This window comes from Pedobacter sp. (genome assembly GCF_046462515.1).
In the GTDB taxonomy this organism is placed as follows: domain Bacteria; phylum Bacteroidota; class Bacteroidia; order Sphingobacteriales; family Sphingobacteriaceae; genus Pedobacter.
The window spans coordinates 69,884-85,716 of record NZ_JBKGVD010000006.1; the positions used below are offsets into that span (position 1 = coordinate 69,884).

A 15,833-nucleotide genomic window follows, 5' to 3' on the forward strand; every position below is an offset into this window, starting at 1 on the left:
AATAAATCTGTGGCAAATTTAAATTCGTGGCTAAGTGCCCGTTATATCATAGGTGATCCCGAAAAACATTCGTTAGAAGAAAGGATATTTAACACATTTTGCATAATAGCCATTGTAGCACTTTTCTTAGAAATCTTTTTTAACTATTATATTGGTTTAAAAGCTGTGGCCTTAATCTGTTTATTCGGAACAATTTTTTCGATAGGACTTTATTATCTTTCAAGATATAAACGGAATACCAAATGGGCTATTCGTAGTTTAGGCATAGTAGCCAATTTTACTTTTTTGCTCAATTACTTTTTTAATTCAGGTATTTATGGGCCTAATTTGGTGCTTTTTTGTCTGATATTGCTTATAACTATAGTAGTAGTACCCAAAAATGAACTTGCCATCTGGATAACCTTAAATATGGTAACGGTGTTTGGAGTGCTTGTTTTTGAATATCAATACCCTGAATTTATTCCTAACGCATACCATGATAACCTATCTAAAGTAATAGATTTTGGTATTACCTATGTAGTAGCAGCCTTGTTAATATGTCTTACTATCAGTTTCATAAGAAATAATTATGATAAGGAGAGAAATAAAGTATTTCTGAAAAATCTTGAGGTACAGGAACAGCATGTTAAAATATTGGAACAGAATAAAAGTTTGGAAAAACTTAATCTTGAAAAAGCCAAACTCTTTTCTATTGTTGCACATGACATCAGATCACCTTTAAGTTCAATACTGGGTTATCTTGAAATTTTGGCACAAACTGATATGAGCGAAGAGGAAAACCAGCTGGTTAAGCAGAGTTTACTGCAGGTTACCAAAGATACCTCAGAAATGTTAACCAATGTACTGATGTGGTCAAAATCTCAATTGGATGGTACAAGGGTTGATATTGTGGAAATAGATGTGGATACTGAGCTGGAAAAAGGGCTGAGTTTGGAAAGAAATATTGCCGCTAAGAAGAATATCTCATTTAAATTAAATATTAAGCAAAAAGTGGTAATTGCCGCCGATTTAAATATGTTTTTAATTGTGGTGAGAAATCTTGTAAATAATGCTATAAAATTTACACCTGAAGGAGGAAAGGTTTGGATTTCTGTAGAGCATGATGATAGATACTGTTTGATTAAGGTAAAAGATAATGGATTAGGCATAAAGCAAGAAAATAGAAATGAGCTCTTTAAACTTAAGGCACTTTCTACCTTTGGTACCAATAACGAAAAAGGTGTAGGATTGGGCTTGTTATTGTGTAAGGAATTTACAGAACTGCAAGGCGGTGAAATCTGGTATGAAGCCAACGACGAGGGGGAGGGAAGCTGCTTTATAGTATCTTTTAAGCTTTATGGAGCTTAAGAGCAAAAATGCTAAACCTCTCTTAACTATTAAGCCAGGAAGAAATAAAAAAGCCGGCTTTTATAAAAGCCGGCTTTCCGTTATCTTAATAAAAATTGATTAAGCCAAAACTTTAGTTACTAGGTCGGCGGCTTCTTTTAATAAGATTGCCGAGTAAACTTTTAATCCCGATTCGTCAATTAATTTTTTAGCTTCTTCTGCATTTGTTCCTTGTAAGCGTACAATAATTGGAACTCTGATGTCACCAATTTCCTTGTAAGCATCAATAACGCCTTGAGCAACTCTATCGCAACGAACAATACCGCCAAAAATGTTAATTAAAATAGCTTTAACATTAGGGTCTTTTAGAATGATGTTGAAAGCCGCTTTTACAGTTTGCGCGTTAGCTGTACCCCCTACATCAAGGAAGTTAGCCGGCTCACCACCTGCAATTTTAATGATATCCATGGTAGCCATAGCCAAACCAGCACCGTTTACCATACAGCCTACGTTACCATCTAATTTAACATAGTTAAGGTTACTTTCACTAGCTTCAACTTCTGTTGGGTCTTCTTCAGTAATATCACGCATTGCAGCGTAATCAGGATGACGGTATAATGCATTCTCATCTAAATTTACTTTAGCATCAACTGCAATAATTTTATCATCACTGGTTTTTAACACAGGGTTAATTTCAAACATAGAAGAGTCGGTCTGGTCATAAGCTTTGTAAAGAGCCGAAACAAATTTTACCATTTCCTTATGGGCAGCACCACTTAAACCTAAATTAAAAGCAATTTTACGTGCTTGGAAACCCTGCAAACCAACTTTAGGGTCAATTTCTTCTTTAAAAATCAAATGAGGTGTTTTTTCAGCAACTTCTTCAATATCCATACCGCCTTCGGTACTATACATGATGATGTTTCTACCTTTAGCACGATCTAATAAAACACTCATGTAAAACTCGCTGGTTGCCGATGGGCCCGGATAGTACACATCTTGTGCTACCAACACTTTGTTTACTTTTTTGCCTTCAGGACCAGTTTGTGGGGTAACCAACTGCATTCCTAAAATATCTGTAGCTCTTTGCTTTACTTCGTCTAAATTTTTGGCAAGCTTTACACCGCCACCTTTTCCTCTACCTCCAGCGTGGATCTGTGCTTTAATCACAACCCAGTCAGAGTTAAAGTCAGTTTTCATTTTTTTAGCGGCTTCTACAGCTTGTTCAACTGTATCAGCAACGATACCTTCTTGTATAGCAACGCCAAAGCCCTTAAGAATTTGTTTACCTTGATATTCGTGGATATTCATTTGATCAAAAATTTGCCCAAAGCTACAAATCATAAACCTTTATATCAACATAAAAAAATATTTAGTCATAAAGTATTCTGAATATAAAGTATTCTGAATATAAAGCCCACATATAACCGCTTTTTTGTTGTTGATAATAAAATTTGGTGTTTAGCAATTAATGTTAAATCTTAGCTTATTGAAAATACAGATATGAAAGATTTAAATGCATTGAGTCAGGTAGCTGAGTTTCACACCACTTTTAAACACCCTATTTTAGAACAACCGACCATACCTTCTGCAGAACGTTGTCAACTGAGAATAGATTTAATAGCAGAAGAATTAGATGAACTAAGAGAAGCTGTAGCTCAAAAAGATATGATTGGTATTGCTGATGCCTTATGCGATATACAATATGTCTTGGCGGGTGCTGTACATGAATTTGGTTTAAGCAATCATTTTAAAACTTTGTTTGATGAGGTGCACCGTTCTAACATGAGCAAAGCCTGTAAAACCGCTAAAGAAGCTGAGGAAACTATAGCGCATTACAAACGTAAGGATAATGTAGATGCGTACTATAAAGAAATAGACGGGTTGTTTTTGGTATATCGCAGTAACGATCATAAAACACTGAAATCTGTAGCGTATTCTGCTGCTGACTTAGAATCCATATTAAAATAATTTTAACCAGAAATAAGATTATACAATGACGGTAATTAATAATTATGATGAATTTGCATCATATTTAGGCAAAGAAATAGGTATTTCAGAATGGCATACTATTGATCAGAATCAGATCAATCAGTTTGCAGATGCTACTTTGGATCATCAATGGATACATATCGATAAAGAACGTGCTGCAAAAGAAAGTCCATTTGGTACAACCATAGCACATGGCTATTTGACTTTATCATTAGTTCCATATTTATGGAAGCAAATAGTAGAGATCCATAACCTTAAAATGGAGATTAATTATGGCATAGAAAATTTGAAGTTTGGGCAAGCCGTAACGGTTGACAGTCAGATCAGACTTAAAGCCACACTTAAATCTATTGTTAACCTGAGAGGAACTACAAAAGCTATACTGGAAACCGTTCTTGAAATTAAAGATCAGATTAAACCTGCTTTTATTGGCGATTTAGTGTTCTTATACCATTTTAGTTAAAAAATCTACTGTATGCAGGAGCTGTTGGAGCAGATACAAACAACTTTACAAAAACATAAAGTAGAAAAGCTTGCGGCCATAGCCCTGCAAAATAAATGGCAATTAAAAGATATTATAGATCTTACCTTTCACGCCGATCAGAAAATTGGTTTCAGGGCGGCGTGGATACTTGAAAATATTTATGTAAATCATACAGAAGTTTTTTTACCACATATCGCTTATTTTTTAGCTATTTTTTCAAAGCAAAAGAACTTATCTGCAAAAAGACATTTCTCTAAAATACTGGCTTTAATTACAGGTAAACGACAGCCTAAGGCTGTTAAAGCTATAATAGAAGATTATGATGCAGAGCCTTTACTTGAAACGGTTTTTACATGGTTGATAGATGATGATACTCCCGTAGCTATAAAATCACATTGCTTAAATATACTGGCTAATTTATCTATCAAATATCCTTGGGTAAAAGAAGAATTACTCAACACCATAGATTATTTGATAGATAAAGAAAGCATCGCCTTTTTTGCCAAGGCAAAACAAATCAGAAAACAGTTGAAAAAGTAGGCTTAACTGATCAAAACCCTATATTTCCTATAATTGTCTATAATGATCCATAAGTTAATGACAAAGAGCACTAATGCCATGGCAAGCCCTGATGGATCAATAACAGAATGATGTATCAGAATACCAACCATAACTGGTAAAATGACTATAGCGCCCAATGCTCTGGTTTTAGGAATTATAAACAGCAAACCACCTAAAATTTCTATAGTTGCCACTAAGGGCATTAACCATGTGATTTGCATAAACGCTTCAAAAAACTTTTGCTGAGTTTCTGTGAGCTGGGGTGTGGGCATATAGTTAAAGAATTTATTTAACCCTGCATTAATAAACGTAAGGCCAAATAAAAGGCACAAGATAAATTTTACGATTTTCATAATTTCAAGTTATTGGTTTTAGATTATTAAAAATAAGATTTTTTGCTTGAAAAAATAAGTGGTCAATTTTACAAAAGCAGGGGAAAAGCTATGGCTTTATCTGTTATTTTTGCTGAATGAGTTCAAACAGCGAAATTTTAGCACAGATCATTAAAAACAGGCGAAGTGTTTTTACCGATAGTTATATTGAGAAAGAAATACCAAGAGAAGTTATTGAGCAGATACTGGAGAGCGCAAATTATGCACCTACACATAAATTAACACAACCCTGGAGATTTACGGTAATTAGAAAAACAGCAAAAATAAAGCTGGGTGAAGAATTGGCCACTCTGTATAAAAATACGGTTGCACCAGAAAAATTTCTGCAAAAGAAATATGATAGTTTAGTTCTTAAAACGCAAAAAGCCGATTGTATTTTAGCTTTAAATGTGCAATATCATCCTGATAAACTGCCCGCTTGGGAAGAACTGGCATCTATGGCCTGTGCAGTGCAAAATATGGCGCTTACAGCAGAGAGCTTAAATGTTGGAGCCTACTGGAGTTCACCTGGTATGATCGAACATTTAGGAGAGTTTCTGGAGTTAAAAGAAAATGAAAAATGCTACGGACTTTTTTATATGGGTTACCATAATGAGCAACCACGTGAAGCTAACCGTACACCGATAGCTGAAAAAGTAACATGGATGGAGGGTTAAGGTTAAACAAGAACACATAACAAACTCAAGCTTTAAGTGCAGGAAATAAAAGAAGAACTTTACCAGCTTTGTACTGGTTTTATCAATGACCGCATACAAAATGCTGAAGAAGCGCTAAAACAGGCTCAGCAAGCCAGTATAGATGACACCAAGAGCAGTGCAGGTGATAAATACGAAACCGGACGAGAAATGGCCCAGCAGGATATCAACCGTAATATGCAGCTTTTAATAGATGCGAAACAACAAAAAGCTTTATTAATGGGCTTAAGCACTAATGCAATTACTGATGTAGTTAAGAACGGTAGCCTGGTATTGACCAATAATGGCAATTTTTACCTTTCTATTAGCGCAGGGCAGTTTATGGTCAATGGAACAAGCTATTTTGCCATATCGGCGGTTGCACCTTTAGGTAAGTTATTGATGGGAAAAAGAAAAGGTGATGCTTTTACTTTTAACCAAAGAAATTACCAGATAAAAGAACTTATTTAAAGCTCTTTTTGATACTGTTCATTAAACCTCTTGTTGTATAATATCCCGGATCAATAATACGCCTTATTGTAAATAAAGGATATTGTTCATCACGTTTGGTAGATAAGATAAAAGCCATTTTAAAACCATAATCTTTTAACCTGTGTAGGTTAGATGATTTAAATACTCCATAAGGATAAGCAAAATACTCAATCTTTTTCCCTGTTATTCTTTCTAATTTTTTGTTAGGCTCTTCTATTTGTATCAACCAGTCTTTTTCATTGAAACGGGCAAAATTCTTATGGTCATATGTATGGCTGGCAATTACATTCCCATCGTCGCTTAAAGTTTTGATCTGCTCGGCATTCATATAATCAATGCGTCCCTTTTTGCCAATGGCAACGGTCATGATGAAATACACACCCTTAAAGCCATATTGTTTTAAGGTAGGATAGGCTACCGTAAATTGGTCAAGGTCAGTATCATCAAACGTAAACATGATGGGTTTAGTTGGCAAATCTTTTCCATACACCAAGTAATCGTAAAGCTGATCGGGTAAAATAGAATGATAGCCACTATCGGCCAGCATTTTAATATGTTCTTTAAAACGAGCGGGAGATATAATGTCATCTTTAGCCCGGTTACCATCTATGGGTGCCCAATCTCTAATTTGATGGTAGCACAATACAGGCACTTCTTTTCTGGCCAGAATGACTGCAATATCAGCAGCAGTAGCTTTGGTTGGCTTTTCTTGGTTATCGTTCTTCTTTTCTATTTGAGTAGGCTTAACAGTTGCTTCTGTTTCTTGACCCGGTGCTTTAGAAACACACGAAATAAAAAGCGCCTGCATAAATATTGCAAGCGCAAGTATATTTTTCATTTAAGAAATGTTCCGGTTAAAAACTTTTAACAATGGCGTTATGCAATGTTTTTGGGCTCCAGTAACCACTGGCAATAATACGGCGTACAGTATATAAAGGCTCATTTGGATCACGCTTATCTGCTAAAGCAAAAGCCATTTTAAACCCACGTTTTTTAAGCTGAGGTATGCCTTCTGCATTCCATAAACCAAACGGGTAAGCAAAATAATCTATTTTTTTACCGGTGATCTGTTCTAACTTTTTGGTTGGTTTATCTAACTGTTCTTCCCAATCTTTACCTTCATATTTTTTAAAGTTCTTGTGGTCATAAGTATGGCTGCCAATTACATTACCTTCATCAGAAAGTTGCTTGATCTGGTCGGCACTCATATAATCCACAAATTTTCCTTTCTTACCAATAGATACGGTCATGATAAAATATACCGCCTTGTAACCATATTTTTTAAGCAAAGGGTTAACAATGGTATACTGATCTAAGTCAGTATCATCAAAAGTAAGCATGATAGGTTTTTTAGGTAGAGCCTTACCTTCATTTAAATAAGCATAAAGCTGGTCAGGTAATATGGTATTATAACCACTATCAACCAACATTTTAATGTGGTTTTTAAAATTCTCTATTTCAACAATATAATCTTTGCCTACTTTACCGTCGGTTGGTTTCCAGTTACGTACCTGATGATAACATAAAATAGGTACCTGTGGACGTTCAAGTATGGTCTTTGCATCAGCAACTCTTACTTTACTAACATCTACCGGACTGGCGTCCTGTTTTCCAGATGCTGTTTTTCCGGTTTGTACACTTTCTTCGGTTTGGGTTGAATCGGTACTTTTGCTATCCGTAACTGATTGAGATTTGCTTTGACAGCCACTGTTAAATAAGATAGCTGCTGTTAAAAATGACAAGAAAAGTTTTTTCATATTATGTTGATATGAAGCAAAACTAAGCATAAACCTGAAGATTTATATTGATGTTGATAAATAGTGATTTAATAGGTGGAAAATAAAAAAGCCCTGCAAATTTTACAGGGCTTTTTGTATAAATCTTTAAAGATTAAAAGTGAAATTGCACGCCTAATTTTGGAGCAAAAGTATCAGCATTTAAACCAAAGCTGTTAACTTTTGTTTTAGCACCTGTCAATTCGTTTTTATTTTCAAGATATGCGTACCCTAAGCCATTAACTGATAATTCAATACCAATTTTTTTAGTTGGATAGAAAGCAAAACCAGGAGCAAGATTTGCACCTATAGACGTACTTGTACCTAATTTAGCACCAGTATCTCCGTTAGCATCTACAGCTTTGTTTGTACCAAACGCCATAGGAACAGCTAATTGTCCAAAAAATTTGAACTGATCTGATAAACCTACATAGTAACGACCAAAAGGAGCTACTACGAAAGCTTCATTTTGTTTAGAACTGCTAACAGCTTTGTTATAAGTGTAACCTACACCCGTACCAATAGCTACATTGTTAGCTACGAAATAACCAACATTAGGGACAATGCTAAAGTTAACGTCTGATTTTGTAGCACCCTCAACTTTAGTACTGTTAAAACCAAGGTTACCACCTAACATAATTTTTCCTTTTTCTGTTTGTGCGTTAGCACCAAAAGTAATAGCTGCTACAGCTACTAATGATAATAATACTTTTTTCATTTTCAGTGTTAATTAAGAATAACAGTTATACATTTAACCGCTATTTGTGTCTTTAAATACAAACGTTGTACCTCTTTAAAGCACACTTGCATGCCAAAAAATAGCTGTTTTGCGTAAAGCTTTAAGTTATAGTGAGATAGCTTTTTGTTATGCTTGCAGTATATTATTTTGGAATGACAAAACTGGCTTTTGATGACAAAACACTGATTTTTCTTGATTTTTAGATAAGTGTACATATGACACCATGTGTGCCAAAATGTACTGACAAAAATACAAAAGCCCCGGTAAATCCGGGGCTTTGTAATATGTGAGTTTTTATGTTTTATTTCTCGTTAAGAAATACAAATTTATTGTCAAACATATCTAGCCTGATTTTACTGTCTTTATCTACCTTACCAGCTAAAATCTCTTTAGACAATTCATTTAAAATACGTTTCTGTATAACGCGTTTTAAAGGACGGGCTCCGAACTGAGGGTCATAGCCTAATTGAGCAAGCCAATCTAAAGCCTCGTTACTTGCGGTAATGTCTATTCCCATTTCTGCAAGTGTATGTTGTATTTGTTTAAACTGTAGATCAACAATGTTTCTGATTTCGCTTCTGTTAAGTGGGGTGAACATGATCAGTTCGTCAATTCTGTTTAAGAACTCCGGACGAATGGTCTGTTTTAATAGCTCAAATAACTCGTTTTTAGTTTTGGCTACCACTTCATCGTGGTTAATATCATTCAGATCCTTGAAATTATCTTGGATCAAATGAGCACCTATATTGGAGGTCATTATAATAATGGTGTTTTTAAAATTAACTACACGGCCTTTATTATCAGTTAGTCTTCCATCATCTAAAACCTGTAATAAAATATTAAATACATCAGGATGTGCTTTTTCGATTTCGTCTAATAGTACAACCGAATAGGGTTTACGTCGTACGGCTTCTGTAAGTTGTCCACCTTCATCATAACCCACATATCCCGGAGGAGCACCTATTAAGCGTGAAACGGCATGTCTTTCCTGATATTCGCTCATATCTATGCGGGTAAGCGCGTTCTCATCATTGAATAAGAATTCGGCAAGTGCTTTTGCCAGCTCTGTTTTACCCACACCTGTAGTACCTAAGAATATGAAAGAACCTATTGGTTTACGTTTGTCCTGTAAACCTGCACGCGAGCGGCGTATGGCATCCGATATCGCTTCAATCGCTTCATCTTGTCCGGCTACACGTTTGTGCAGCTCTTCTTCTAAATGCAATAGTTTTTCTCTTTCGCTGGCTACCAATTTTGTAACCGGAATACCTGTCCAGCGAGCTACAACACCTGCAATATCATCGGCAGTAACTTCTTCTTTTAGCATTCTGCTATCGCTTTGGCGAGATGCCAGATCAGCTTTTAATGCTTCTACTTTATCCTGTGCTTCTTTGATTTTACCATATCTAAGTTCGGCTACTTTGCCATAATCTCCTGCACGTTCGGCCTGTTCAGCCTCTAATTTATAGCTTTCAATTTGCTCTATCTGATGGTTTATAGAATCAACCAGGTCTTTTTCGCTCTGCCATTTGGCCTTGAACTCATCGCGTTCTGCAGCCAGATTGGCAATTTCTTCAGTTAGTTCTTTAACCTTTTTATCATCTTTTTCACGTTTAATGGCTTCGCGTTCTATTTCTAAACGCATGATTTCACGTTCTAAGGCATCTACGTTTTCCGGTACGCTATCCATTTCCATACGCAATTTAGACGCAGCTTCATCCATTAGGTCAATTGCTTTATCTGGTAAGAAACGATCAGAAATGTAGCGCTGGCTCATTTCTACAGCGGCAATAATAGCTTCATCTTTGATACGTACTTTATGATGGGTTTCATAACGTTCTTTCAATCCACGCAAAATAGAAATGGCATCTTGGGTATCAGGTTCTTCAACCATTACCTTTTGGAAACGGCGCTCTAATGCTTTGTCTTTTTCCAAATATTTCTGATACTCATCTAATGTGGTGGCACCAATGGCTCTTAGTTCGCCCCTGGCTAAAGCCGGTTTAAGAATATTTGCTGCATCCATGGCACCTTCGCCACCACCAGCACCAACCAAGGTATGGATTTCATCAATAAATAAAATGATTTCACCATCACTCTGGGTAACTTCTTTAACTACTGCTTTTAAACGTTCTTCAAACTCACCTTTATACTTGGCACCGGCAATAAGCGCACCCATATCTAATGAATAAACCACTTTAGATTTCAGATTTTCGGGTACGTCGCCTTTGATAATTCTAAAGGCAATGCCTTCTGCTATAGCGGTTTTACCTACACCTGGTTCGCCAATCAGAATAGGGTTATTTTTTGTGCGGCGTGATAAAATCTGTATCACACGTCTGATTTCTTCGTCACGACCAATAACCGGATCTAATTTTCCACTTTCTGCATATTCATTTAAATTACGGGCATATTTACCTAATGCTTGATAAGTCGCTTCAGCATTTTGATCAGTTACATGTCTATCGCCGCGTAACTCTGTAATGGCTTTTTTAAGATCTTTTTCATTTACACCCTGCTCTTTTAAAAGCTTTGAGGTTTGATCGTTTACTGCCAAAATACCTAAGAGCATATGCTCAACAGAAACAAACTCATCTTTAAATTCTTTTAAAAAAGATTGTGCCTTTTGTAAGGCATTATTTGCGCCTGATGAAAGATATATGTTGCTGCCGCTCACTTTTGGAAATCTGGCAATTTCTTCATCAAGTTTCTGGTTTAAGGTATTGAGGTTAACATTGAGTTTTTTTAAAACATAAGAAATTACGTTCTCATCAACAGTAAGTAAGCCTTTTAAAAGGTGTGCAGGCTCAATGGCCTGTTGTTGATTGCCCTGTGCAATTTCTGAGGCTTTCTGAACAGCCTCCTGGGCTTTTATTGTAAAATTGTTGAAGTTCATATTAACTTTTTAATCAAAACAAATGCCATGCATAATTGATTTTACGAATCGGAAATTTTGTCCTGTTGTTTTAGTTTTTAATGAATAAATGTCTGATTTTTAGTTGTTTGTGCTGAAATATTGTCTGTTGTTTGAATTATTAAAAAATATTTTTCTTGGTGAATCATAAACTTGATAGGTAGGGTAAAGATTTGGTAATCTGCCTGAATGCCTCCTATAATAAATCTATATTTGCAGAACGAATACCTTAAACCATGAAATCATTTATTAAACTTTATTTAGAAGCTTATAAAGGGCTCTCAACTCCTGCCTGGATGCTGGCTTTGGTAATGTTGGTAAACAGGAGCGGTGCTATGGTAGTACCTTTTTTAGGTGTATATATGGTTAACCAATTGCATTTTGATCTGGAGGCAACTGGTGTTGTATTGAGTTGTTTTGGTATTGGTTCTGTTTTAGGTTCTTCAGTAGGTGGCTGGTTAACTGATAAATTAGGGCATTTTAAGGTGCAATTTTTTAGTCTCCTGCTTACGGTACCTATGTTTTTAGTCTTACCTGAGTTAAAAACAGAAGCTTCTTTGGCAACGGGTATATTTATCATGAGCATGATAGCTGATGCGTTAAGACCTGCTAATTCGGTTTCAATAGCTTATTATTCAAAACCAGAAAATGTAATACGTAGTTTTACATTGAACAGAATGGCTTTAAATCTTGGATTTTCTATAGGACCTGCTTTGGGAGGCTTCCTTGCTGCCATATCTTATAACTGGTTATTTTATGGCAATGCTGTTGCGGCTTTTTTGTCGGCCGCTGTTTTTTTCTTGTATTTCAGAAATAAGAAAGGTACAAAGAACAAAGAGGTAAGAGAAGAGTGTAGTAATTTCCAACATGTATCACCCTATAAGGATGTTCCGTTTTTGGTATTCTCTTTCCTGAGTATTATTTATGCAATCTGTTTTTTTCAATTGCTAAATACGGTACCTCTTTATTACAGAACAGTATATGCTTTAACAGAAACACAAATAGGAATAATACTGGCTTATAGTGGAGTAGTAGTTTTTAGTTTGGAAATGCTGATTGTGCATTGGGCAGAACGGAAAATGACAGCTATAAAAGCGATTATATATGGAGTGATTTTTTGTGCTGCGGCATTCTTATCCTTATTGCTCACAAAAGGCTTGTGGCTGCTTTACCTATCTATGTTCATGCTTTGCATATCTGAAATATTAGCTATGCCTTTTATGGCAACGGTAACTTTGCAACGGTCAAACAAAACTTACAGGGGAGCTTATATGGGATTAAACTCTTTGTCGCTTTCGGCAGGTTTGATTTTTGCACCTTTTTTAGGTACTAAAGTAGCCGCTAAATTAGGTTTTGATATTTTGTGGATGGGTACGGGAATAGTAATGTTGCTTACGGCACTTGGTTTTTTTCTGTTGAAGAAACGAATGCGACTCGATAAATCTAAAACCACATAAAAAGGGATTATCTCAAATTCTTGAGATTCGTCACTTTGAACTTCCCGATTGAATTCGGGACGAGTTGTTTCAGAATCTGAAACATTATTGTACCATCTTACAAATAGACCCTGAAATAAATTACCTTCGGTAAGCTCGCTTCGGTTCGGTTTACTGCGTAGCTTTCGCTTCGCTACAGGTTAGGATGACCCATTTTTGAGATAGCTCTCTTAAATAAGGATAAATTATCCTAAAACTTCTTTTAAACGTTGGGTTTGAAAGTCGGTGAGTTTTTGTAAAGGACCCGAGGCCAACATTTTCATCATCATGTTCAGGTCTGCAGATATGGTTAAGGTAGCTTTTGTGGTACCGTTACCTAAATCAGCTACGGCCCATTGAAGAGATACATCAAAGGGTGGCTTTTCTGTTGGAGTAGCAATTAACTTCTGATTTTCAACACGCTCAGTAATTTTAATAGCAAGCTTAGCCATATTTTGTATAGTAAAACGAGCTTCGTCTTTGGTTGATGACCAGTTGTAAATATTTTCGGGCATTAATTGCTGATGATTGTTTAAATCATCTAAAAAAGTATAAACCTTTTCAATGGGTAAGTTTATAATGGTAGTACTTTCTATGTTTGTCATATTCAATAAAAATTGATTGGTAGATTATTTTCCCCATTCGGCAGGATTTTCACGCCATGTGCTCAACAGCTCTAAATCATTTTTTGCAATAAGCCCCTGTTCTACGGCATAATCAATAAGTGCCGAATAGTTTGAAAGGGTAGAAAAACGGCATTTCGCAGCAGCAAAATTTTCATCAGCCTGTTTAAAACCATATGTAAAAATAGCAACTAAACCGGCAACAGATAAACCGGCTTCACGTAAGGCATTTACAGCCTGTAAACTGCTTTTTCCGGTCGAAACCAAATCTTCTACAACTACAACGCGTTGTCCTTCAATGATCTCGCCTTCAATTAAACTGCCAGTGCCATGTTCTTTAGCTTTTGAGCGAACGTAAATAAAAGGTAAGCCTAATTCTTGAGCTACCAGCACACCTTGAGGTATGCCCGCAGTTGCTACACCGGCAATTACATCAACTGCACCATACTCTTCCTGAATAAGTTGAGCAAGTTTTTGGCGTATGTAAGTTCTTACAGCCGGATGAGATAAGGTAATACGGTTATCGCAATAAATTGGAGATTTCCAACCCGAAGCCCATGTAAAAGGATTAGTAGGTTGCAATTTAATTGCTTTTATTTGTAATAAAAATTCAGCTACTTTTAATTCAATATCACTTTTATTATACATGTCGCAAAAATACAGAATTTATATTAATGACAATACTTTGTTAATAAGTAACCAAGCCCCAGAAGGAGTAGAAAAAAATCAACAATTTGAGAATGAATTATTTGATTTTGGTAACTTTTATAAAAGTTTAAAGGGTAAAAAACCTCAGCACTATTTCTTGCTTGCCCACGAACCTAAAAAAGCATTTAAAAGTATTAAAAAAAAGCTCATTTTGATTAAAGCTGCGGGTGGTTTGGTTAGTAATGCCAATGGAGAATATTTGTTTATTTACAGGAACAACAAATGGGATTTGCCTAAAGGAAAAGTTGAGAAAGGAGAGAAGATGAAAAAAGCAGCTGTGAGAGAGGTAGAAGAAGAATGTGGAATTAAAGTTGATCGGCTTAAAGCTAAAATCTGTAAGACCTTTCATGTATATGAAATGGGAGATAAACTGGTTTTAAAACATACCAACTGGTATAAAATGACTGTAAAAAACAACCCTATACTTATACCACAGTTAGAAGAGGGTATAACGGAAGCCTGCTGGGTGCCTTTAGCCAAATTTGGAGATAAAATAAAAAACACCTATCCTTTGATCATAGATGTTTTAAGAGAAAATAATATGTTATGAGCCCGGATTTATTCCATATCAAGGCTGTCAAGTATCTTTTTGATCTGGTCAAGGTATTTTCCATAATAATACTTTGACCAGAGCTCTGTAATGAAACCCAACAGAAGAATAGATGCAAAACAGTTCAAGACCATATAGAACACTGGAAACTCTGAAATAAGTTTTGTTAAAGCCATATTCTTAATGACCAATAAATAGATGCAGCCAAAGGCCAGCGCTATAAAACCAATAATGTAAGTTAATGCTTTGTATAATTCCAGGTTCATTTTCATTTCGTAGTAGAACCATAACAGGTTTTTTCGGCTATCCAGACTCAGGTCATAAGAGTGTTTATAAGAGGTATAGAATTTAAAAAAATAGTAGGCCGTAAAGCCACAGGCAATAGCGTAGAAAATAAAGAATATCAGCTTAAGATCAGGAGAGAAGCTAAATAACTTAGGTGTAAAAGCCATTGCTGCCAGACTTAAGATTTGTATATAAAATTCATGTTTCATCTTTTTCCTGATCTGATCTACAGGGGTATGCGCTTGTTTAATCCTCAGCATGCTCTCTGATATCTGCACAGAAGATTCATTGTCTTCGTTATTCCATTGCTTTTTTAGTTCATCAAAATTCATAACCGTTGTTTTTTATGATTTGCTGTAATTTTTCTTTGGTTCTGTTTAATTTTACACGGGTGTTAATTTCACTTATCCCTAAATTTTCAGCTATTTCTCTGTGTGATAAATCTTCAAGATATAAGAAGATCAGGGCTTTTTCTATCTGGTTAAGTTCCTGTACAGCTTTATAGAGATAAGTCAGCTTTTCTTCTTTCTCGTGGCTGTCGTTAATATCTGCTATATCAAACTCATGATTTAAGCTTACCTTATCAGGCTTTTTATGTTCTTTCTTGAAGAAAACAAGAGCTGTATTTAAAGCTACCCGGTACATCCATGTAGAGAATTTACTGTTGCCTTTAAATGTGGGATATGCTTTCCATAATTGTCCTACAATTTCCTGAAACAAATCTTCTTGGTCTTCAGGCTGGTTCATATACATTTTAGCTGCCTTATGTATAATACCTTTGTGCTGATTGATAAGTTCCAGAAATACCTGCGTACTGTTACCCGATTGCATTTTTGAAATTGT

At 35.7% G+C, this 15,833-nt stretch carries 18 protein-coding genes; 8 read left to right on the forward strand and 10 right to left on the reverse strand.

The window, feature by feature from the left end; genetic code table 11:
• Positions 1-9: 9 nt before the first annotated feature.
• A complete protein-coding gene (locus ACLHG9_RS06080; RefSeq protein ID WP_410220602.1) occupies positions 10-1,347 on the forward strand; it encodes a sensor histidine kinase in 1,338 nt (445 codons plus the stop codon).
• A gap of 99 nt (positions 1,348-1,446) precedes the next feature.
• Here the strand turns inward: ACLHG9_RS06080 and sucC are convergent, their stop codons facing one another.
• The gene (gene sucC / locus ACLHG9_RS06085; RefSeq protein WP_410220603.1) at positions 1,447-2,637 is read right to left on the reverse strand and encodes an ADP-forming succinate--CoA ligase subunit beta; all 1,191 of its coding nucleotides are present in this window, start codon (positions 2,635-2,637) and stop codon (positions 1,447-1,449) included.
• 192 nt (positions 2,638-2,829) lie between these two features.
• Here sucC and ACLHG9_RS06090 point away from each other — a divergent pair, with 192 nt between their 5' ends.
• The 3 genes from ACLHG9_RS06090 to ACLHG9_RS06100 are packed head-to-tail and all read left to right on the forward strand — an operon-like array spanning position 2,830 to position 4,342.
• Entirely contained in the window at positions 2,830-3,297 is a 468-nt protein-coding gene (locus ACLHG9_RS06090; protein ID WP_410220604.1) for a hypothetical protein, read from the forward strand.
• 25 nt (positions 3,298-3,322) lie between these two features.
• On the forward strand, positions 3,323-3,781 hold the full coding sequence (locus tag ACLHG9_RS06095) for a MaoC family dehydratase (RefSeq protein ID WP_410220605.1): 459 nt from the start codon (positions 3,323-3,325) through the stop codon (positions 3,779-3,781).
• Between the two features lie 12 nt (positions 3,782-3,793).
• Positions 3,794-4,342 (forward strand): hypothetical protein, encoded by a 549-nt coding sequence (locus tag ACLHG9_RS06100; RefSeq protein WP_410220606.1) that lies wholly within the window; start codon positions 3,794-3,796, stop codon positions 4,340-4,342.
• 2 nt (positions 4,343-4,344) lie between these two features.
• On the opposite strand, the gene ACLHG9_RS06105 is transcribed toward ACLHG9_RS06100, so the two are convergent.
• Positions 4,345-4,716, reverse strand: coding sequence for a DoxX family membrane protein (locus ACLHG9_RS06105; RefSeq protein ID WP_410220607.1), 372 nt, complete (start codon positions 4,714-4,716; stop codon positions 4,345-4,347).
• 116 nt (positions 4,717-4,832) lie between these two features.
• On the opposite strand from ACLHG9_RS06105, the gene ACLHG9_RS06110 reads away from it, so the two are divergent.
• Both ACLHG9_RS06110 and ACLHG9_RS06115 read left to right on the forward strand, forming a co-directional pair.
• Positions 4,833-5,411 carry a nitroreductase gene (locus ACLHG9_RS06110; protein WP_410220608.1) on the forward strand — a complete coding sequence of 193 codons (579 nt, stop codon included), beginning with the start codon at positions 4,833-4,835 and terminating at the stop codon, positions 5,409-5,411.
• Positions 5,412-5,447: 36 nt separating this feature from the next.
• Positions 5,448-5,900 (forward strand): 3-oxoacyl-ACP synthase, encoded by a 453-nt coding sequence (locus ACLHG9_RS06115; RefSeq protein ID WP_410220609.1) that lies wholly within the window; start codon positions 5,448-5,450, stop codon positions 5,898-5,900.
• Here ACLHG9_RS06115 and ACLHG9_RS06120 read toward each other — a convergent pair.
• From ACLHG9_RS06120 to clpB, 4 genes are all read right to left on the reverse strand, one after another.
• Entirely contained in the window at positions 5,893-6,759 is an 867-nt protein-coding gene (locus ACLHG9_RS06120; RefSeq protein WP_410220610.1) for a polysaccharide deacetylase family protein, read from the reverse strand. The genes ACLHG9_RS06115 and ACLHG9_RS06120 overlap by 8 nt on opposite strands.
• 16 nt (positions 6,760-6,775) lie before the next feature.
• A complete protein-coding gene (locus tag ACLHG9_RS06125) occupies positions 6,776-7,678 on the reverse strand; it encodes a polysaccharide deacetylase family protein (RefSeq protein ID WP_410220611.1) in 903 nt (300 codons plus the stop codon).
• Positions 7,679-7,811: 133 nt separating this feature from the next.
• Positions 7,812-8,414, reverse strand: a complete 603-nt coding sequence (locus tag ACLHG9_RS06130) for an outer membrane beta-barrel protein (RefSeq protein ID WP_410220612.1) — start codon at positions 8,412-8,414, stop codon at positions 7,812-7,814.
• A gap of 322 nt (positions 8,415-8,736) precedes the next feature.
• Entirely contained in the window at positions 8,737-11,331 is a 2,595-nt protein-coding gene (clpB, locus tag ACLHG9_RS06135) for an ATP-dependent chaperone ClpB (protein ID WP_410220613.1), read from the reverse strand.
• A gap of 254 nt (positions 11,332-11,585) precedes the next feature.
• On the opposite strand from clpB, the gene ACLHG9_RS06140 reads away from it, so the two are divergent.
• Entirely contained in the window at positions 11,586-12,806 is a 1,221-nt protein-coding gene (locus ACLHG9_RS06140) for an MFS transporter (protein WP_410220614.1), read from the forward strand.
• A 224-nt stretch (positions 12,807-13,030) separates the two neighbouring features.
• Here ACLHG9_RS06140 and ACLHG9_RS06145 read toward each other — a convergent pair whose 3' ends face one another.
• Entirely contained in the window at positions 13,031-13,429 is a 399-nt protein-coding gene (locus ACLHG9_RS06145) for an SRPBCC family protein (protein WP_410220615.1), read from the reverse strand.
• 24 nt (positions 13,430-13,453) lie between these two features.
• Entirely contained in the window at positions 13,454-14,095 is a 642-nt protein-coding gene (gene pyrE, locus ACLHG9_RS06150) for an orotate phosphoribosyltransferase (protein ID WP_410220616.1), read from the reverse strand.
• On the opposite strand from pyrE, the gene ACLHG9_RS06155 reads away from it, so the two are divergent.
• Positions 14,094-14,705, forward strand: a complete 612-nt coding sequence (locus tag ACLHG9_RS06155; RefSeq protein WP_410220617.1) for an NUDIX hydrolase — start codon at positions 14,094-14,096, stop codon at positions 14,703-14,705. The genes pyrE and ACLHG9_RS06155 overlap by 2 nt on opposite strands.
• 8 nt (positions 14,706-14,713) lie before the next feature.
• On the opposite strand, the gene ACLHG9_RS06160 is transcribed toward ACLHG9_RS06155, so the two are convergent.
• Together ACLHG9_RS06160 and ACLHG9_RS06165 are read right to left on the reverse strand one after the other, a co-directional pair.
• Positions 14,714-15,322, reverse strand: coding sequence for a hypothetical protein (locus tag ACLHG9_RS06160; RefSeq protein WP_410220618.1), 609 nt, complete (start codon positions 15,320-15,322; stop codon positions 14,714-14,716).
• Positions 15,312-15,821 carry an RNA polymerase sigma factor gene (locus ACLHG9_RS06165; protein ID WP_410220619.1) on the reverse strand — a complete coding sequence of 170 codons (510 nt, stop codon included), beginning with the start codon at positions 15,819-15,821 and terminating at the stop codon, positions 15,312-15,314. The genes ACLHG9_RS06160 and ACLHG9_RS06165 overlap by 11 nt, the downstream gene beginning before the upstream one ends.
• Positions 15,822-15,833 lie beyond the last annotated feature (12 nt).